The 16,875-nt window shown below is 72.7% G+C and carries 16 protein-coding genes; 8 read left to right on the forward strand and 8 right to left on the reverse strand.

The features are described from left to right. Nucleotides 1-16: 16 nt before the first annotated feature. A complete protein-coding gene (locus ACFXDE_RS08355; RefSeq protein ID WP_380492072.1) occupies nucleotides 17-1,807 on the reverse strand; it encodes a DUF2334 domain-containing protein in 1,791 nt (596 codons plus the stop codon). Between the two features lie 698 nt (nucleotides 1,808-2,505). Here ACFXDE_RS08355 and ACFXDE_RS08360 point away from each other — a divergent pair. From ACFXDE_RS08360 to ACFXDE_RS08370, 3 genes are all read left to right on the forward strand, one after another. Continuing rightward, the gene (locus ACFXDE_RS08360) at nucleotides 2,506-3,759 is read left to right on the forward strand and encodes a glycosyltransferase (RefSeq protein ID WP_380492074.1); all 1,254 of its coding nucleotides are present in this window, start codon (nucleotides 2,506-2,508) and stop codon (nucleotides 3,757-3,759) included. A 154-nt stretch (nucleotides 3,760-3,913) separates the two neighbouring features. Then, complete coding sequence (gene wecB, locus ACFXDE_RS08365) at nucleotides 3,914-5,110, forward strand: non-hydrolyzing UDP-N-acetylglucosamine 2-epimerase (RefSeq protein ID WP_380492076.1); 1,197 nt, start codon at nucleotides 3,914-3,916, stop codon at nucleotides 5,108-5,110. Further along, nucleotides 5,107-5,775 (forward strand): family 16 glycoside hydrolase, encoded by a 669-nt coding sequence (locus ACFXDE_RS08370; RefSeq protein ID WP_380492077.1) that lies wholly within the window; start codon nucleotides 5,107-5,109, stop codon nucleotides 5,773-5,775. Before wecB ends, ACFXDE_RS08370 begins: the two co-directional genes overlap by 4 nt. Nucleotides 5,776-5,930: 155 nt before the next feature. On the opposite strand, the gene ACFXDE_RS08375 is transcribed toward ACFXDE_RS08370, so the two are convergent. Next, entirely contained in the window at nucleotides 5,931-6,677 is a 747-nt protein-coding gene (locus ACFXDE_RS08375) for a TetR/AcrR family transcriptional regulator (protein ID WP_380492079.1), read from the reverse strand. A 94-nt stretch (nucleotides 6,678-6,771) separates the two neighbouring features. Between ACFXDE_RS08375 and ACFXDE_RS08380 the strand changes: the two genes are divergently transcribed. Both ACFXDE_RS08380 and ACFXDE_RS08385 read left to right on the forward strand, forming a co-directional pair. Then, the gene (locus tag ACFXDE_RS08380; RefSeq protein WP_380492081.1) at nucleotides 6,772-8,226 is read left to right on the forward strand and encodes a DHA2 family efflux MFS transporter permease subunit; all 1,455 of its coding nucleotides are present in this window, start codon (nucleotides 6,772-6,774) and stop codon (nucleotides 8,224-8,226) included. Between the two features lie 31 nt (nucleotides 8,227-8,257). Continuing rightward, nucleotides 8,258-9,199, forward strand: coding sequence for an NADP-dependent oxidoreductase (locus ACFXDE_RS08385; RefSeq protein WP_380492083.1), 942 nt, complete (start codon nucleotides 8,258-8,260; stop codon nucleotides 9,197-9,199). Here the strand turns inward: ACFXDE_RS08385 and ACFXDE_RS08390 are convergent. Further along, the gene (locus ACFXDE_RS08390; RefSeq protein ID WP_380492085.1) at nucleotides 9,169-9,537 is read right to left on the reverse strand and encodes a hypothetical protein; all 369 of its coding nucleotides are present in this window, start codon (nucleotides 9,535-9,537) and stop codon (nucleotides 9,169-9,171) included. The genes ACFXDE_RS08385 and ACFXDE_RS08390 overlap by 31 nt on opposite strands. Nucleotides 9,538-9,744: 207 nt before the next feature. Here ACFXDE_RS08390 and ACFXDE_RS08395 point away from each other — a divergent pair, with 207 nt between their 5' ends. Continuing rightward, entirely contained in the window at nucleotides 9,745-10,137 is a 393-nt protein-coding gene (locus ACFXDE_RS08395; RefSeq protein WP_380447061.1) for a hypothetical protein, read from the forward strand. A gap of 80 nt (nucleotides 10,138-10,217) precedes the next feature. Here the strand turns inward: ACFXDE_RS08395 and ACFXDE_RS08400 are convergent, their stop codons facing one another. From ACFXDE_RS08400 to ACFXDE_RS08415, 4 genes are all read right to left on the reverse strand, one after another. Next, nucleotides 10,218-10,937: a hypothetical protein gene (locus ACFXDE_RS08400; RefSeq protein ID WP_380492087.1), complete on the reverse strand. Its 720-nt coding sequence runs from the start codon at nucleotides 10,935-10,937 to the stop codon at nucleotides 10,218-10,220. 110 nt (nucleotides 10,938-11,047) lie between these two features. After that, complete coding sequence (locus tag ACFXDE_RS08405) at nucleotides 11,048-11,785, reverse strand: hypothetical protein (protein ID WP_380492089.1); 738 nt, start codon at nucleotides 11,783-11,785, stop codon at nucleotides 11,048-11,050. 117 nt (nucleotides 11,786-11,902) lie between these two features. Continuing rightward, a complete protein-coding gene (locus ACFXDE_RS08410; RefSeq protein WP_380492091.1) occupies nucleotides 11,903-12,499 on the reverse strand; it encodes an AAA family ATPase in 597 nt (198 codons plus the stop codon). Between the two features lie 69 nt (nucleotides 12,500-12,568). Next, on the reverse strand, nucleotides 12,569-13,345 hold the full coding sequence (locus ACFXDE_RS08415; RefSeq protein WP_380492093.1) for a hypothetical protein: 777 nt from the start codon (nucleotides 13,343-13,345) through the stop codon (nucleotides 12,569-12,571). A gap of 209 nt (nucleotides 13,346-13,554) precedes the next feature. Here ACFXDE_RS08415 and ACFXDE_RS08420 point away from each other — a divergent pair, with 209 nt between their 5' ends. Further along, entirely contained in the window at nucleotides 13,555-13,890 is a 336-nt protein-coding gene (locus ACFXDE_RS08420) for a hypothetical protein (protein ID WP_380492095.1), read from the forward strand. A 101-nt stretch (nucleotides 13,891-13,991) separates the two neighbouring features. Further along, a complete protein-coding gene (locus tag ACFXDE_RS08425; RefSeq protein WP_380492097.1) occupies nucleotides 13,992-15,173 on the forward strand; it encodes a cytochrome P450 in 1,182 nt (393 codons plus the stop codon). A gap of 275 nt (nucleotides 15,174-15,448) precedes the next feature. On the opposite strand, the gene ACFXDE_RS08430 is transcribed toward ACFXDE_RS08425, so the two are convergent. Next, nucleotides 15,449-16,699, reverse strand: a complete 1,251-nt coding sequence (locus ACFXDE_RS08430; protein ID WP_380447045.1) for a citrate synthase — start codon at nucleotides 16,697-16,699, stop codon at nucleotides 15,449-15,451. Nucleotides 16,700-16,875 lie beyond the last annotated feature (176 nt).

Here is a 16,875-nt window from a genome sequence, read left to right on the forward strand (position 1 = left end):
CACCTGTTCGGGCCGCTCAGTTGGCCAGGTCCATCGGGCCGACGAAGGTGTAGCCGAGGGCCCTGATGCCGTCGATCGTCTGCTGGAGCGGCGCCACGGGGTAGTACGGGTGGTAGAAGAAGCTGGCCACCCCGTCGCGGACGGCGAGGTTGGCCCTGGCCGAGTTGATCAGGTCGGCCGGGAGCCGTGCCGGGTGGTTGTTGACTGGCACGGGCTCGTAGTTGCCGATGTCCTCGGGGAGCACGGTCGTACCGTAGACGTCCTTGACCGCGTACGGGAAGAACTGCCCGATGTAGCGGCCGGGGTTCACGGGCGCGCCGCTCAGCGTTCCGGCGAAGTACAGCGGACGCTCCAGCCGGGCCGTGTAGTTCTGGCCGAAGACCCGGTAGTCGGCGGCCGAGGCGGCGTAGTGCGGGGTGGTCCAGAGGGCGGGCCTGGGCAGGCCGGCCGCGGCGAAGCCGGCGAGGGCCGCGGTCACCCGGGACTGGGCCCAGGCGGTGGAGTCCTCGGCGGGCGGCCCGTCGTAGACGACGTTGTTGGCGGCGTCGACGTGCGAGCGGAAGAACTCGAAGTCGTCGGCCGTGACGCCGGTGTAGGGGTTGTTGACGTTGCCGTACTGGTGCGTGTAGCCGTGGTTCATGAGGACGGCGCCGTGCGCGAGCATGTACTGGAGCGCGGCGACGACGTCCGGGGCCTGGGCCAGGGTGATGGTCTGGGGCGTCCCGTTGTTGTACACGCCCCGGGGGTCGGTGTAGACGGGGATGACGTTGATCCCGTAGGGGATGTTCTGCGAGGCCAGGTAGTCGGCCATGGTGCGCAGTTCGGTCGGGTCCGACCCCGGGCTGATGTCCTCCAGGCGCACGAACGCGCGGTGGCGCTCGGTGGCCGCCGGGGCGAGGGCGTCGAAGAGGAGGTCCTCGAACGCGACCACGCGGTCCGACTCGGACACGTAGGCGAAGGGGATCTCGCCGACGTAGGTGAGGTTGGCGGAACGGATCGCCCACGGCGTGACGGCCCCGGTGGAGGCGTCCGTGGCCAGCGCGAGCTGGGTGACCTGCGGGTAGCCGGCGCCGGAGAGGGCGGGGTGGAGCACGCCGCCGTCCGCGCCCGCGGGGATCTTCCGGGTCAGCGTCTGGCCCTTGTACGTGACCTGGTTGATGGTCCCGACGCTGCCGTTGGTCGAGAAGTAGGAGTTGGTCGGGTCCCAGCCGTACTTCTTCTTGAAGTTCTCGATGCCGACGGCGTTGGCCATGTTCCAGACGTTGTCGCCGATCCAGTCGACCGGCTTGGCGGTCGTCATGACGTCCTGGTAGAACGCCGCCGGGACGGCGTCCGGGATGGAGCCGCCGTAGTACGTCGAGCCGACGTAGAAGGTGGCCGAGTACTGCTCCACCATGCCGGGGGTGTACGCGGAGACCGGCTTGGCGGTGACGGTGCCGAAGTGGCCGGCGAGGTTGGCCGTCGCCATGGCGTAGAGCTCGCCGAGGTAGCCGTAGGGGCCGGTGGTGTCGTAGAGGACGAGGACCGAGGCACCGGCCGCGGCGGTCGGGGCCTGGACGGACGGGCGCGCGACCGCGGCAGCGGGGGCCGCCGCCGGAATGACGGGGAGCCGGTGCGCCCGGCGCTTGAGGTCGTTCACCCGCTGGGCGGCGCTCCAGGCGTTCAGGTCCGCGGCGCCGGCCCCGGTGGCCGGACCGGACGCGGCGGCGGCGAGCAGCCCGCCGGACGGAACGGCCGGATTCCCGGCGCCGCCCGCCGCCTCGGCACCGGTGGAAAGTCCGACACCGCCCAGCAGGGCGGTGATCACGGTCAGAATGAGCGGGACCCGGGCAACCGGGATTCTCCCTCTCGCCTTGCTCATTGTCGTCCCCCCTGATTCATGGGTTTCGCCGGTCCCGCACCCCAGACACCCCCCGGTGAATCTGGTGAAGACATGGCAAGGCACGGCGGTGAAGCCCCGGCATTTCGCCGATTCTCACGCCGGGCGCAAGGAGTGTCAACAGCATTTCTCGGTCCGGCCCGTGCACTTTTCGACGGTCGACTTCGCATGGAGGAGCCGGCGTCCACGACGCGGAACGCACGCCCTCCGATGGCACTACATTCGGCCAATCATCGGCCCTCGGCCTGCGGCAATGAAACGATCATCGGCCTACCGAACGCCCGATCGGGCCGGTTCACCGCCGTTTCACGGAATTTAATATTCCGATTCACAGCCTTTCGTGATCACGTGCTTAAGCATGCTTGTCATCTGATAGCCTCCGACCGCACGCCCCGGACCGACGGGCGGGCTGAAATCCGGGGGGATCTCATGTACGGAAAACCCGTTCTGGGGATAGTCCTGCCCTTGGCCGGACTGATGGCGGCCCCAGAAGTTCTGCCGGGCGTACCCTTCGCCAGGGGACTGCAGGAAGCGGCCGGTGCCGGGTTCCTGCTCTACTGTTCGACAGCCACCATTCTCCTTCTCGTCAAATTCTGGTTCGCGTTCCGGAGCTCCGGTGATCGCCCGTGATCACGGAGGTCCTTCTCTGGTCGAGCGTCGCCATCATCGTGATGGCGGGCTGCTACAACGCCACTCTCTTCGTCCTCTCCAGACGCAGGGTCCGCAACGACCGCGGTCCGCAGGCCGAGCGTCTCTACGTCTTCCTCCTCGCCTGTCTCAACGAGGAGAAGGTGCTCGCGGAGAGCCTGGCCCGGATCACCTCACTGCCGGCGACCAGCTTCATGGCGCTGGTCATCGACGACGCGTCCGACGACCGCACCGCGGAGATCGCCCGCGCCGCCGACCCCGACCGGGTCAAGCTGCTGCAGCGGCACCTGCCGAACGCCCGGAAGGGCAAGGGCGCCGCCCTCAACGCCGGCATCCGCCACCTGCGGGAGTCCGGCATCCTGGACGGCCGCGACCCGGGCGAGGTGATCGTCTGCGTCGTCGACGCCGACGGGCGCCTCGACCCGCACGTCGTCCAGGCCGTCGACCCCTACTTCGACGACCCGCGCACCGGTGCCACCCAGATCGGCGTGCGCATGTACAACCGTCAGCAGGGCCTGCTCGCCCGCCTCCAGGACATGGAGTTCGTCATCTACGGCGACATCTTCCAGTCCGCCCGCCGCTACTTCGGCAGCGTCGGCATGGGCGGCAACGGGCAGTTCATGCGACTCTCCGCGCTCGACACCCTCTGCGGGGAGGACGGCTCGGGGCCGTGGAGCGACTCCCTGACCGAGGACCTCGACCTCGGGGTGCGCCTCATCGCCGGCGGCTGGACCAACCACCACTGCACCACCGCCGCCGTCTCCCAGCAGGCCGTGCTCGACGTGCGACGGCTGGTGCGCCAGCGCTCCCGCTGGTTCCAGGGCCACCTGCAGTCGGCCCGGCTGGTGCCGCTGATCCTGCGCGAGGTGCCCACGAAGCCCGCGATCGACCTGCTGTACCACCTCTCCAGCCCCGTCCTGATCCTGCTCACCTCCCTGCTCCCGCTGTCCTTCGTCATCGCCACGGGCGGCGTCCTCCTCGGCTCCGTCGAGGCCGGGCACCCGCTGGTGTCGCCGATGTGGATCGTCGGCCCGTACGTCCTGTCGTTCACCGCGGCGTACGCCTACGGCTGGGTCTACTTCCGGCGCGAGCGCGGGCTCGGGCTCGTCCGCGCGGTCCTGCTCTCCCACGTGTTCGTCATCTACGGCTACATCTGGTTCGCCGCCGGATGGTGGGGCCTGTGGCGCATGCTCACCGGCAAGCAGACCTGGCTCAAGACCGCGCGCACCTGACGCGCACCCGACACACGCGCACCCGACACACGAACGCCCGTCTCCTTCAGCACCGTCCACGCACGTGCGCACGCACGACCCTCCGCGCACGTGCGGAAAAACCCTGTGCGGAAAACCCTCCCTGCCCGTCGGCAGGCACCCTCTCTGGAGACTCATGTCCCCGAACGCGAACACCACACCCGTCCGCGCCATGCTCGTCCTCGGCACCCGCCCGGAGGCGATCAAGCTCGCGCCGGTCGTCCGCGCCATGGCCGCCTCCCCGCACTTCGAGCCCCTCGTCGTCTCCACCGGCCAGCACCGCGAGATGCTCCAGCAGATGCTCGAACTGCTGCAGGTCGAGGCCAAGTTCGAGCTCGACGTGATGAGAGAGCGGCAGGAGCTGTCCAAGCTGACGGCCCGTCTGGTCGAAGGCCTGGGCGAGGTCGTCCACGCCGAACGCCCGGACCTCGTCGTCGTCCAGGGCGACACCACCTCCGCGCTCACCGGCGCCCTCGCCGCCTTCTACGAGCACGTCCCCGTCGCCCACGTCGAAGCCGGGCTGCGCACCGGGGTGCTGGACAACCCCTTCCCCGAGGAGCTCAACCGCCGCCTCATCGGGCGCATCGCCCGCTGGCACTTCGCGCCCACCCCCCGCGCCGCCGGACACCTCACCGCCGAAGGCGTCCCGGAGGCGGAGGTGTTCGTCACCGGCAACACCGTCATCGACAACCTGCTGTGGGTGCTCGAACAGGGCGCCGGCCGCGACCACTTCGAGAGCAACGGCCGGCGCCGCGTCCTGGTCACCCTGCACCGCCGCGAGAACCAGGGCGACAAGATGCGCGCCATGGGCAAGGCCCTGCGCCGGCTCGCCGACCGCGGCGACGTCGAACTCGTGCTGCCGCTCCACAAGAGCCCCGCCGTCCGCGAGGCCCTCCTGCCCGAACTGTCCGGCCACACCGCCATCCGCATCGTCGAACCGCTCGACTACGTCGACTTCTCCGCCACCCTGGCCGGCTGCGACCTCGTCCTGACCGACTCCGGCGGCATCCAGGAGGAGGCCCCCACCCTCGGCAAGCCCGCCCTCGTGCTGCGCACCACCACCGAGCGGCCCGAGGCCGTGGAGGCCGGCGCGGCCCAACTCGTGGGCACGGAACCGCACGTCATCCTGGACGCCGCCATGCGCCTGCTGGACGACGACGACGCGTACCGGCGCATGGCGAGGGCCGGCAACCCCTTCGGCGACGGGCACGCCACCGCCCGGATCCTGGCCCAACTCGCCGAGGACTTCGGCGTCGACGCCGACCCGGCGCCCGCACCGGCCCCCCTCGCCGTCCCCCAGCCCGAGGGTCCGGAGTCATACTCGACGGCATGACGAGAGTTCACCGGCTCCTCACCGTCCTCCTCCTCTCCGCCGCCGCGGTGGCGGGGCTCGCCTTCGCGGTGAGCGCCATCTGGGGGGACGAGTACGGGGAGCCGGTGCGGCCGTGGACCGACGGTTCGGTCCACGGCCCCTGGCGGTCGGTCTTCGACGGCCACGGCGCGAACACCGGCTTCACGAACGGCCTGGCCCTCTCCCCCAAGCCGGCGCGGCAGCCGGACGAGACCCACGCCGGACTGATCGTGTCCACGCGGCAGTACGGGGACATGAGCCTCCAGGCCCGCATGCGCACCGTCGCCCAGCTGCGCACACCCACGCCCAACCCCTGGGAGGTGCCGTGGCTGGTGTGGGCGTACACCGACCCGGACCACTTCTACTACCTCATCCTCAAGCCCAACGGCTGGGAGCTCGGCAAGCGCGACCCCGCCTACCCCGGCGGCCAGCGCTTCCTGGCGACGGCCGCCGAGGAGTTCCCCGTCGGCGACTGGTCCGACGTCAAGGTGGTCCAGCGCGGTGCCCACCTGGACGTGAGCGTCGACGGCAAGGGCCTGGTCTCCTACGACGACGAGGAACGCCCGTACCCGAGCGGCAGCATCGGCGCCTACACGGAGGACGCCCAGGCGGTGTTCAGCGACATCGCGGTGGAGCCGACGCAGTAGCGTCCGCCGCCCACTGCCGCGACCTTCCGGCAGGGCGACGTGGAGCGCGCCGAATGGCTGGCCCGGCAGGCCGGGTTGCAGCCGGTCGGCCCGGTGGAGTGGGGCTGGTAGGGATCCTGCTCGCGGCCGGGCGGCCGCATTGCGCGCCGTTCGTCCTACTGGCCGGACCGCGCGCTCTCGATGCCGTCGAGCATCAGGCCGAGCGTGAAGTCGAAGCGGTCGTGGGTGGTGCCGGCCGTCAACTCCTCGGCGTAGCGCCGGGTCTGGGGGTAGGCGTCGGGGAGGGCGGCGAAGCGGCGCAGGAGTTCGTCGCGTTCGACGACCCACGCGCCGTCGCCGCGTTCGTGGCGCTTGTCGGCCATGGAGAGCTCAAGGCTGTACGCGTTCACGTAGAGCATCAGCGAGTCCATGGCCCAGGCGGCGGCCTGCGGGGGGACGCCGCCGGCGAGGAGGATGGCGAACAGGCCCTCGCCGACCCGGAGGGTGTCGAGGTCCGACGGGGCGGCGGCGAGGGCGGCCCGGGAGATGCCGGGGTAGCGGAGGTACTGGTCGCGCAGCTGAGTGCAGACGCCGGTGATCTGCTGCCGCCACCGGGCCGGGTCCGGCTCCGGGAGGTCGATCCGGGCGCACAGGCGGCCGATGAGCAGTTCGTCCAGGTCGTCCTTGTTCACCACGTGCGCGTAGAGCGAGGACGGCCCGGTCTCCAGAGCGGTCGCGAGGCGCCGCATGGTGAGGGCCTCGAAGCCCTCCTCCTCGATCATCGCGAACGCCGTGCCGATGATCGCCTCGACCGTGATCGGCTTCTTGCGTCCGGCGGACGGCCCGCGCCGGACGCCCGGCGCGTCCGCGTCGGTGCCGAGCTGGTGCCGCGCTGCGCGTCGCTCCTGCGGGGTGGGTGCCATGCGAGCAGTCTAACCAACCTGCGAACGGTGTTCCACGCCACTAAGAACGGTGTTCGTATTGAACGGAACAGCGATCTGCTGTAGAACGGTGTTCGTGTCTACTGACCAGCTCACTTCCCGATCCCCCGCGACCACCGGCAGCACCGTGCTGCCCCCGCGCACCGCGTGGCTCGTCGTGGTCGTCGTCTTCCTCGCCGACGTCATGGACCTCATCGACGCCAGCATCGCCAATCTCGCCGGCCCCTCCATCCGCGCCGACCTCGGCGGCAGCGAGTCCACGCTCCAGTGGGTGCTCAGCGCCTACACCGCCGCCTTCGCCCTCGGCCTCGTCACGTCCGGACGGCTCGGTGACCTGCTGGGCCGCCGGCGGCTGTTCCTGCTCGGCCTGACCGGCTTCACCCTGGCCTCGCTCGCGTGCGGACTGGCCCCGAACCCGGCCCTCCTGATCACCGCCCGCACGCTCCAGGGCCTGTGCGGATCGGTCATGATCCCGCAGGGCATGGCCCTGGTGAAGATCGTCTTCCCGCCCCACCAGCTGCGCAAGGCCCTGACGCCCATCGGCCCCCTCATGGGCCTGGCCACCGTCGCCGGCCCGATCCTCGCCGGGTGGCTGCTCCACCTGAACCTCTTCGGCAGCGAGTGGCGCCCGATCTTCCTGATCAACATCCCCTTCGGCGTCGTCGCCCTCGCGATCGCCTGGCGCGTGCTGCCCGCGCACGGCGGCGAGGACCGCTCCGCCCGCCTCGACCCGGTCGGCGTCGGGCTGCTCACCGCCGCGTCGGCACTGCTGATCGTCCCGCTCATCCAGGGCCGCGAGCACGGCTGGCCCGCCTGGAGCTACGCCATGATGGCGGGCGCGGCGGTCCTGTTCGCCCTGTTCGCGCGCTTCGAGCGGCGCAGCGCGCACCCGGTCATCACGCCGTCGCTGTTCCGCAAGCGCGGCTTCGTCGTCGGCCTGATGGTCTCGGGCGGTTTCTACGCCGCGCTGAGCGCGTTCGTCCTGACCGTCAACCTGCTGCTGCAGCAGGGCCTGGGCTGGTCGCCGCTGCACACCGGCCTCACGCTGATCCCGTGGGCCCTCGGCACCGCCCTGGCCGTCCTGCTCGCGGGCCGGTCACTGGCCGTGCGGCTCGGGCGCGCCGCCCTGCACCTGGGCCTGGCGATCGCGGTCGTGGGCCTGCTGGCGCTGTGGTGGTCCACCGCCCACTGGGGCACCGACCTCTCCGCCTGGAAGCTGGCGCCCGCGCTCCTGCTCACCGGATTCGGCTCCGGCATGGTCTTCGTCCCGCTCGTCGACTACATCCTCGGCGACGCCACGACCGAGGAGGTCGGCACGGGCGCGGGCACCCTCAACGCCGTCCAGCAGTTCGCCGGCGCGATCGGCGTGGCCGCCCTCGGCACGGTGTTCTTCGCCCGCGCCGGGCACGGCTCGCCGCACTCCAGCATCGACGCCGCCGAAGTCGTCCTCGCCATCACTGCCGGCCTGAACCTGATCGTCTTCGCGCTGGTGGGGCTGCTGCCCCGGCACGCGCAGCAGGCGCACGGCTGAGCACGCGCCCACCGACGCAAGGGAAGACACCATGAAGGCAGCACAGTTCAGCCGCTTCGGCGGCGCCGAGGTCATGGAGATCGTCGACCTGCCCGACCCGCATCCGGGCCCCGGCGAGATCCGCATCGCCGTCCGCGCGGCCGGCATCAACGCCAGCGACTGGAAGAAGCGCCGGGGCGAGATGGACCAGGCACTCCCCCAGGCCCTCGGCCACGAGGCGGCGGGCGTCGTCGACGAACTCGGCGAAGGCGTCGAGGACTTCGCGATCGGCGACCGCGTCTTCGGCCTCTGCACGTCCGGCGCGGCCCAGGCCGAACTCGCGGTGCTCTCCTGCTACGCGCCGATCCCGCGACCGCTCGACTTCCCGGCCGCCGCCGCACTGCCCGCCGCCGTCGAGACGGCCACCCGGGTGCTCGACCAGCTCGGCGTCGCGGACGGACACGTCCTGCTGGTCCACGGCGCCTCGGGAACGACCGGCAGCACTGCGGTCCAACTCGCCGTGGCGCGCGGCGCGCGCGTGATCGGGAGCGGCGGCCCCGCGCGGCAGGACCACCTGCGCGGCCTCGGGGCCGAGCCCGTCGTCTACGGACCCGGGCTCGTCGAACGAGTCCGGGCGGTGGCTCCCGACGGGGTCGACCTCGCGCTCGACGCCGCCGGGCGCGGGCTGCCGGACCTCATCACGCTGACGGGCGGGCCCGGGCAGGTCGTGACGATCGCCGACTTCGCCGGCGCACGGGAGCACGGCGTCCGGTTCAGCCGGGGCGACGACGGCCGCGCCCTCCACGCCATCCGCTCGATCGGCCCGCTGATCGAGTCCGGGCGCTTCACCCTCCCCGCCGTTCGGACCTTCGCGCTCGCCGACATCGCGGACGCGCACCGGGCCGGCGAGAGCGGCGGCCTGCGGGGGAAGCTCGTCCTGGTGATCGGCCCCGACGCCCGGCGTCACTCGGGCGGCGGGCTGTCCCAGGAGTAGGTGTCGGGCCGGTTGTGCGTACCGCCGGAGTTCTGGTCGTGGATGGCCGCGTCGGCGGTGTACGCGGTCCCGTCGGCGAAGTCGACCTGGCAGCGCAGGTGAACGGTCTCCCCGCGCACGGTGCCGTGGACGTGCGGGGTGCAGGAGACCGAACCGACCGGCCGGTGGTCCTGGGTGGTGATGTGGGACTTCATCACGTTCTGCAGGGCCACGTAGGCGTCGTTGTTCGGCCCGCAGGCGGCCGCGGTGGCGGCCAGGGCGACGACCGCCGCGGCTGCCACGGATGCCCGCGGCAGCCGGGTCGGCCGGGCCCGCCCGCGAAGTCGGTCCACGCGCATCGGTGAGCTCCAGATCGCCGGTCGGAGGGAGCCCCGATCGTAGCCCCCGCAGGCAGGGCCCTTCACCACGCGATTCACCCGACCGGTCCCGCCCGCCCCGTCCGACACACCACGACCGGCGGACCATCGCCCGCCCCGGCAGGAGCGGCGCCTACTGTCACCCTCGCCCCGCAAAAGGGATATTTTCTGACAGATCGGAGACTCATCATGCACCGTCACACCACCTGGGCGCTGGCCGCACTCGCCGCCGCCGGAATCGCCGCCGTACCGACCGTCGCGAGCGCCGAGGTCGTCTCCGGCGGCAACCACGGAACGGTGGTGGTCGGCAACGGCAACCAGGTCGCGGGCTACGACATCATCAACGCGGGCCACGACGCCACCGTCGGCTCGCACAACGGCTCCAGCGGCGTGGCCGGCGGCGCCATGGACGCCGCCCAGGCGGCGGGCGGCAACTGGGACACCGTGATCGTCGGCAACGGCAACCAGGTCGCCGGTGACGACATCGTCAACGCCCTGAACGACGCCACCGTCGGCTCCTACAACGGCGGCTCGGGCATGGCGGCGATGATGACCACCGCCCTGAAGCCGATCACGGGCTGAGGCCGGGGCAGCCCCGGTTGAGCGCGGGAAGTCGGTGTGGCCGACTTCCCGCGCCGCTTTGTGTTCTCCCATGCGGCTGATCACGAGTCCGGCAGGAGAAGCCAGACTTCGGAGAGGGCGAGGCCGTGTTCACGGGTCGTCTCGCCGCACGGGCAGCCCAGCGCGATCAGGCGCCAGTCGCAGGCCACCGTCCACGGTCCGGCCGTGCCTCCGCAGGCCGGGCAGGCGACGGTCTCCGCGGTCCACACCTCGGGGGCCGGACTTCCGTAACGGCGGAAGCGGCCCGCGTACCGGGCCTGCCAGGGCTCGACCGGGGGCGTGATCGGCGGAGTCCCGGGCCGGCTCGTCGAGGCCAGCAGGGCGAACAGGGAGGCCAGTTCGGGGATCAGGGCCTCACCGGCCTCCGTCGGCGGTGCGGCCGGGCCGGCCGGCGTCCCGTACGCCCGGGCCGCTGCCGGGGCCGGTGGGTTCGGGGTGGCGTACCAGGGCAGGAACGCTCGGGCGACGGCGGCCAGGAGGGCGGCTGCGGGCGGGCTGACGGCGCCCGCGTCCAGGTGGTGGAGGGTCGTGCGCAGCAGGCGCTGGAGCCGCCGGTCGCGGTCCGCGGCCACCAGCGTGCGCGCGGCCCCGCGCCGGGCCGGGAGCGGGGCTTGAAGGCGGGCCAGCACGGCCGCGGCCGCTTCGGCGTCCGCAACGGCGGGACGCCACTCGCCGGCAGCCAGAAGCTCCCGGGCCCGACCGGTTTCCGCCACGAGGGCGCGCGTCCGCAGCGATCGCGGCGCGAGACCGGTCTCGTGCATCCCGTGCCCACTCATCACGCCCGCCCTTCCCCCGACCCGTGCGCTAATCCCATCACACAAGCAGCCGCACCGGGCCACCGCCGAAATCCACTGGAGACCGGGCCCCTGACTCAGTTGCCTCCCGCCCTGCGATCGAGCGTGGCCTCAAGCCGATTCCGGAGGTCCGGCGGGCAGGCCGGGTTGGTGGCCACCGCGTAGCGGACGTCGCGTGACGGGTCTTCGGCGAGGGCCGTGAGCACGTCGGGCGGGAGGTTCCGGTTGCCGGCCAGCCAGCGACGGTTCTCCGTGTCGGCGGACGTCGCCGCGGCCCGCATCAGCCGCCGGCTGGTCGTCGCCCACAGGGCCCACCGGCGGACGACGGGGTCGAACCGCTTACGGGCGGCGGCGGTGACCAGCTCGGGCGGCGCCGACGGGTTGCAGACGGCGGAGACGCGCACCTGCTGGTCCCGGTCGCGGGCGAGCTCGTCCAGGAGCTCGGCGGGGGTATGGGGGTTGGCGGCCACGGCGACGCGGACGGTCCACTCGTCGCGGGCCGCCGCCCGTAGGGCTACGGCGTCCCGGGTCCGGCCGATGGCGCTGCGCCGAACGTCCCAGTCCGGATCGCCGAGCATCCGGTCCACCAGGTCGGACGGCACGTCGGGGTGGGCCAGCACCGTGACGCGGACGTCGGAGGCCGGGCTCTCCGCGAGCGTGCGCAGGAGGTGTTCCGGCAGGTCGTCCCGGAGGCTCGGCCCGGTGCGTCGGCCGTAGTCCTCGATCCACTCCTCCGGGTGATACCAGTCAGGGCCTTCGAGCACCCGCTCGCAGCCCGGCGTGAAAACGGTGTTGCAGGGCCGTTGTTCGTCCACGGCGTCCTCCTGGGGCAGGCGGCCTTCAGCATTAACGTCAGATGGACGATAACACTTCTCGTCGCTTGGACGATAATGATGCCGGAGTTCTGCCCCCCGATGGGACCGACCCGATCGTCAGGAGCTGTGGACCGGACTGTCGGGGTCGAGGAGGTAGGCGCCCCTCGCGAGGCCCTCCAGGACGCGGTCGGCGGTCGCCTCCGCCGTCAGGCGGCCGGAGTCCAGGACGTTCGGCTCGTAGGCACCCAGGTCGCTGAACTGGGCGTGCATCGACCGGATCGGGTCCGGGTCGGTCAGGGCGCCGTCGCCGGTGCGGCTCGTCGCCCGGTCCAGTGTGGTGTGCTCGTCCGGACGCAGGATGACGTAACTCAGCGGCACGGCCCGCTCCTTGGCCGCGGCGCGGAAGAGGTCGATGAACCAGGGGCCCACGACGCCGTCGTACACCACGTGGTAGCCGCCGGCGGCGTAGCCGAACGCCGCCGCGACCAGGACCTCCAGGACCACCTGATTCTGCCGGTGGGCCTCGGGCAGGTAGGCCGGGAGCCGACCCTGCTTGATGCAGCGCCAGAAGTCGTCACTGCGCAGGTGGACGCTCGGGGTCAGGCGGTCGGCGAGGAGCACCGAGACGGTGCTCTTGCCAGCTCCGGGCGGGCCCGTCAGGAGGATCACCTGGCCGCCGGCGGGACCGGTCTGCTCGAAGCTCGGTGGGTTCACGCCGCCACCGTGTCACGTTCGGCCGGTTCTCCGCTTCCGATTTCGGCTGCCACGCGAGGGGCCACGCGCTCAGTGCGGCCCGCGGCCGATGTCGCGGCCGAGTTCGAGGGCGAGGACCTGGTCGAGCCGCACGAAGGTCTCGAAGCGCGTGCCGGGCGACAGGTCGGTGCGGGCCTCCAGGGCGTCGAGTGCACGCAGCGCGACCCGGGCGTCGAGGTCCTCGTCGAGGCCGTCGAAGCTCGCCTGGACCATGTCGGCCTCCGGCGCGCCGGAGGGCATGGAGGCGAGGTCGGCAACGAGCGCGCGCCAGCGGGTCAGCTTCTCGGCGGCGTCCGCCAGGGTGTCGGCGGTGAGCCGGACCGGGGTGGTGACGGCGTGTTCGAGGAGGGCGAGGCGCAGCGCGAGGGGGTCGTCCTCGGGGGTGAGGGCCGGGGTCGGCAGGTCTTCGGCCACGGGACCGGTGAGCAGGAGGAGGGCGGCCGACGGTTCGGGTTCGGCGTCGGGGCGACTGGTGACGGTCAGGTCGGCGACCGGCCGGTCCTGCGCGTCCGCGCGCCCGTGCAGGTGGGCGGGCGGGTGGATGCCGAGTCGGTCGGCGGCGATGCGGAGGGCCCGGAGCTGTTCGTCCGGCCCGTCGGAACCGTTCGGGACGGCGAGCTCGGTCAGCACCTGGAGGCCGTGCGTTTCGCAGGTGCGTGCCAGGACGTCACCGACCAGCAGGGCGCGCAGATCACCGAGCCGGAACGGCCGGCCCTGCTCCCCCACGTCGACGGTCACGCGCAGGAGTCCGGTCCGACGGGGGCGGATCTCGCTGTGCCGGCCCGTGCGGGCGTCGGTGATACGCAACGGCGTCTCCTTCTCGACTCAGTGGTGCGGTCAGGTGCGATCAGGTCCGGTCAGGATGCGGCATCGTCCGGTGCGTCACCGGTACGGCTGTCGGCTCCCCCCGGTGAGTTCCCCCTGAAGGTCCTGACGACGCCGACCGTGCCGAGGCGAACCCAGGTCGATACTCTCGGCATGACCCGGTCAGAAAATGGAACGGAAGGAGCGCCCGCATGCGCCGTGGGAGGGCCCGGGACGACGACGTACCGGCGGACGCGGGCAGACCGGCTCACGAGCGGCGGCACACGCGGATCACGCCGGCATCCGTCCGCGACGCGGCGCTGATCGGGCTGCTCGCCGGTCTGATCGTCTTCATCGCCGCCATCCCGACGGCCGGTTCGGCGGCCGGAGGATCGTCCCGCCATCAAGGCCCGGGCCAGCGCGTCCACATCCTGCGGCCGTGCTGCGACAACCCCGTCCGCTGCCGGTCCGCCCGGCGGCGCCGACTGTGGTGTCCGCCGTCCCGGCGTCCGCACGGCGTCAAACGCCGTGGCCCGCGGGCCCGGTGAACGATCGCGGCGGAACCGACGTCGCTAGGCTCGGTCCCGCACCGCGCCGTCCGACCGGCACGGCGGCCTCCCCTGGCTCCTGCGACCGCGAACGGACGACCATGAGCACGCCCCTCCAGGACCCCGGATTCTTCCGGGACCCGTACCCGACGTACGCGGCGCTCCGCAGCCAAGCGGCCGTGCAGAAGCTCCCGGGCAGCGGGCACCGGGCCGGCTACGTCGTGACCGGTTACGCCGAGGCACGGCAGGCGCTGGCCGATCCCGGGCTGTCGAAGGACACCGCGCGCTTCTTCGCCGGCAAGGAGACCGGGCGCGACGTCCACCCCGCCGTCTCGCAGAACATGCTGGCCACGGACCCGCCGGACCACACCCGCTTGCGGCGGCTGGTCACGAAGGCGTTCACCCCCGGTGCCGTCGACCGCCTGCGCCCGTACGTCCACGGCCTCGCCGACACCCTCCTCGACGCGTGGACGCCCGGGGAGGAGGTGGACCTCATCGCGGGTCTCGCCGTCCCGTTGCCCGTCACGGTGATCTGCCAGCTCCTCGGTGTCCCGGCCGCCGACCGGGACGCCGTCCGGACGTGGTCGACGGACCTGTTCGCCGCCGGCGACCACGCCCGCACCGACGCCGCCTCCCACGCGCTCGCCGACTACATGACCGGGCTCGTCGCGGCCAAGCGCCGCACCCCGGACGACGCTCTGCTCTCCGCGCTGGTCGCCGCCCGGGACGGCGACGGCGACCGGCTGACCGAGCGGGAACTGGTCTCGCTGGCGGTGCTGCTCCTGGTCGCCGGGCACGAGACGACCACCGCCGCCATCGGCAACGCCGTCATTGCCCTGCTCCGGCACCCCGACCAGCTGGAGGTGCTGCGCACGGACCCGGGCCGGATCGACGGCGCCGTCGACGAACTCCTGCGCCACGACTCGGCGGTCACCGTCGCCACCTGGCGCTGGGCCCCCGAACCGGTCCGGATCGGCGGGACGGACGTCCCGGCCGGCAGCCCGGTGTTCGTCAGCCCGGGCGCCGCCAACCGCGACCCGGCCCGCTTCGCGGACGCGGACCGGCTCGACCTGGACCGGGCGGACGCCCACGCGCACCTGGCCTTCGGCCACGGCATCCACCGCTGCCTCGGCGCACCCCTCGCGCACGCCGAGGTGGCGACCGCGCTGCGCGTCCTGCTGGCCCGCTTCCCCGCCCTGCGCCTCGCCGTGCCGGCCGAGCACCTCCGCTGGCGGCACTCGCGGCTCGTCCACGGGCTGGAGGCACTGCCCGTCGTGCCGTAGGCGGCTACGCTGGCCCCAGGGATCGAGGGCGTGTTTGCCGAGCGTCCGGCCCGCTTCGAGTGCCTGCAGCACCCGCGCCCCCTCGGCCAGGGGGTGGACCTGGGGAGTGCCGGGCGCGTACACGCCCTGCGCGATGAGGACCTCGATCTCGGCGAGCAAGTCCCGGTAGACGGCGGGTGCTGCGGCCGCCAGCGCACCGATGTGCAGGCCCTTGACCTGGACCTGGTGGGTGAAGACCAGGTCGTGCGTGGTCAGCGTGACGGCGAAGACGCGTCCTACGCCTGCGGGCGTGGCCCGACGTACCCGGCCCGGGCCCGCATCCGCAGTGGCTCCTCGCCGTACTCCTCCACCGCGTGGGCCAGCCAGCCCGGGGTGCGGGCCACCGCGAAGACCACCTCGCCGGCCTCCGCCGGGAGCCCGGCCGTCAGCGCCATGGCGGCCAGCGCCAGGTCGATGTTGGCCCGCAGCTCCGGCCGCCCGGCCGGGCCCGCGGCCGCCTCCACCGCGGCGACGGCCGCCACCACGGCCGCACCGCCGTCGAGTCGACGGACCGCGTCGAGCAGCGCGACCGCTCTCGGATCGCCTTCCGGGTAGAGCCGGTGGCCGAGCCCCGGGATCGGCCGGCCGGTGCGCAGGTAGTCGGACACCACCGGCACGGCGCCGTCGGCCAGCACCTCGGCGAGCATCCGGTGCGCGAGCGGGCTGGCGGCGCCGTGCAGCGGACCGTCGGTCGCGCCGAGTCCGGCGGAGACCACGGCGTACGGATGCGCCCGCGCCGACGCCGCCAGCCGGGCCGCCACCGTCGAGACCGCCAGCTCGTGGTCGATCAGCAGGACCAGGGCACGGTCCAGGCAGGACAGCGCCTCCGGCGTGGGCGCGGCCGTGGCCAGCCGGCTCCACAGCCGCGCGGCCAGCGAAGACCCGGGGCCGGGGTCCGGATCGGGCGCGGTGCGGGGCAGTGCCTCGACCATCCCGGCGATCAGCGCCGCCCCGGCGGCGTGGACGGTCCGCTCGCGCAGGTCGAAGCGCAGCGGGTCGAGCGCGGCGGCGACGGTCGCCGAGATCCGGAGCCGGTCGGGCAGCCGGATCCCTTCGGGCAGCGCGGCGGCGGCGCGGGCCAGCGCCTCGGCGGTGGCGGGCGGCACCCGCAGCTCCACCGGGGCGTCGGTGCCCAGGCCCCAGAGCCAGCCGATCGCGGCCTCGAAGCCGTACCGGGCGGCCAGTTCGACGGCGTCCCGGCCTCGGTAGTAGAGCCGACCGTTCTCGATCAGCGTCAGCCCGGTCCGCACCGCGACCGGTTCGCTGCCCCACGATGCGGCGGCGGGAGCCTCGCCCGGAGCCGGGCGCACCGGGGCGCGGCGGCCACGGGCCGCCAGCTCGGCGACCTCGCGGGCGTCGAAGGTGCTGCCCTTGCCGCCCGGGGCCCGCTCGCTGCTGAGCTGCCCGCGGCTGGCGTAGGCGTACACCGTCTCCACCTTGACGCCGAGCTGCTCGGCGACCTGCTGGGTGGTCAAGCGTTCGGCCATGGTCTGCCCTCGCCCTCCGATCGGGTACCTGCGCCCTGTGTCCGCATGCCTTGATGATGATCCACAGTATTCCACATTGATTTCAATCAACATTGACAACATGGATCAACAGTCGGAGAGTACAGAACGTCGCCGGAAACACCCACCACCTGGCACGAAGCACGCACGAGAAGGGC

Source organism: Kitasatospora sp. NPDC059408 (genome assembly GCF_042751525.1).
GTDB lineage: Bacteria > Actinomycetota > Actinomycetes > Streptomycetales > Streptomycetaceae > Kitasatospora.

What these genes read in the sequence shown, in the direction of transcription:
- ACFXDE_RS08425 (WP_380492097.1), top strand. Translation starts at nt 13,992, where the DNA reads ATGAGCACGCCCCTCCAGGACCCCGGATTCTTCCGGGACCCGTACCCG.
- ACFXDE_RS08390 (WP_380492085.1), bottom strand. Translation starts at nt 9,537, where the DNA reads ATGCGCGTGGACCGACTTCGCGGGCGGGCCCGGCCGACCCGGCTGCCG.
- ACFXDE_RS08400 (WP_380492087.1), bottom strand. Translation starts at nt 10,937, where the DNA reads ATGCACGAGACCGGTCTCGCGCCGCGATCGCTGCGGACGCGCGCCCTC.
- ACFXDE_RS08430 (WP_380447045.1), bottom strand. Translation starts at nt 16,699, where the DNA reads ATGGCCGAACGCTTGACCACCCAGCAGGTCGCCGAGCAGCTCGGCGTC.
- ACFXDE_RS08370 (WP_380492077.1), top strand. Translation starts at nt 5,107, where the DNA reads ATGACGAGAGTTCACCGGCTCCTCACCGTCCTCCTCCTCTCCGCCGCC.
- ACFXDE_RS08385 (WP_380492083.1), top strand. Translation starts at nt 8,258, where the DNA reads ATGAAGGCAGCACAGTTCAGCCGCTTCGGCGGCGCCGAGGTCATGGAG.
- ACFXDE_RS08420 (WP_380492095.1), top strand. Translation starts at nt 13,555, where the DNA reads ATGCGCCGTGGGAGGGCCCGGGACGACGACGTACCGGCGGACGCGGGC.
- ACFXDE_RS08375 (WP_380492079.1), bottom strand. Translation starts at nt 6,677, where the DNA reads ATGGCACCCACCCCGCAGGAGCGACGCGCAGCGCGGCACCAGCTCGGC.
- ACFXDE_RS08395 (WP_380447061.1), top strand. Translation starts at nt 9,745, where the DNA reads ATGCACCGTCACACCACCTGGGCGCTGGCCGCACTCGCCGCCGCCGGA.
- wecB (WP_380492076.1), top strand. Translation starts at nt 3,914, where the DNA reads ATGTCCCCGAACGCGAACACCACACCCGTCCGCGCCATGCTCGTCCTC.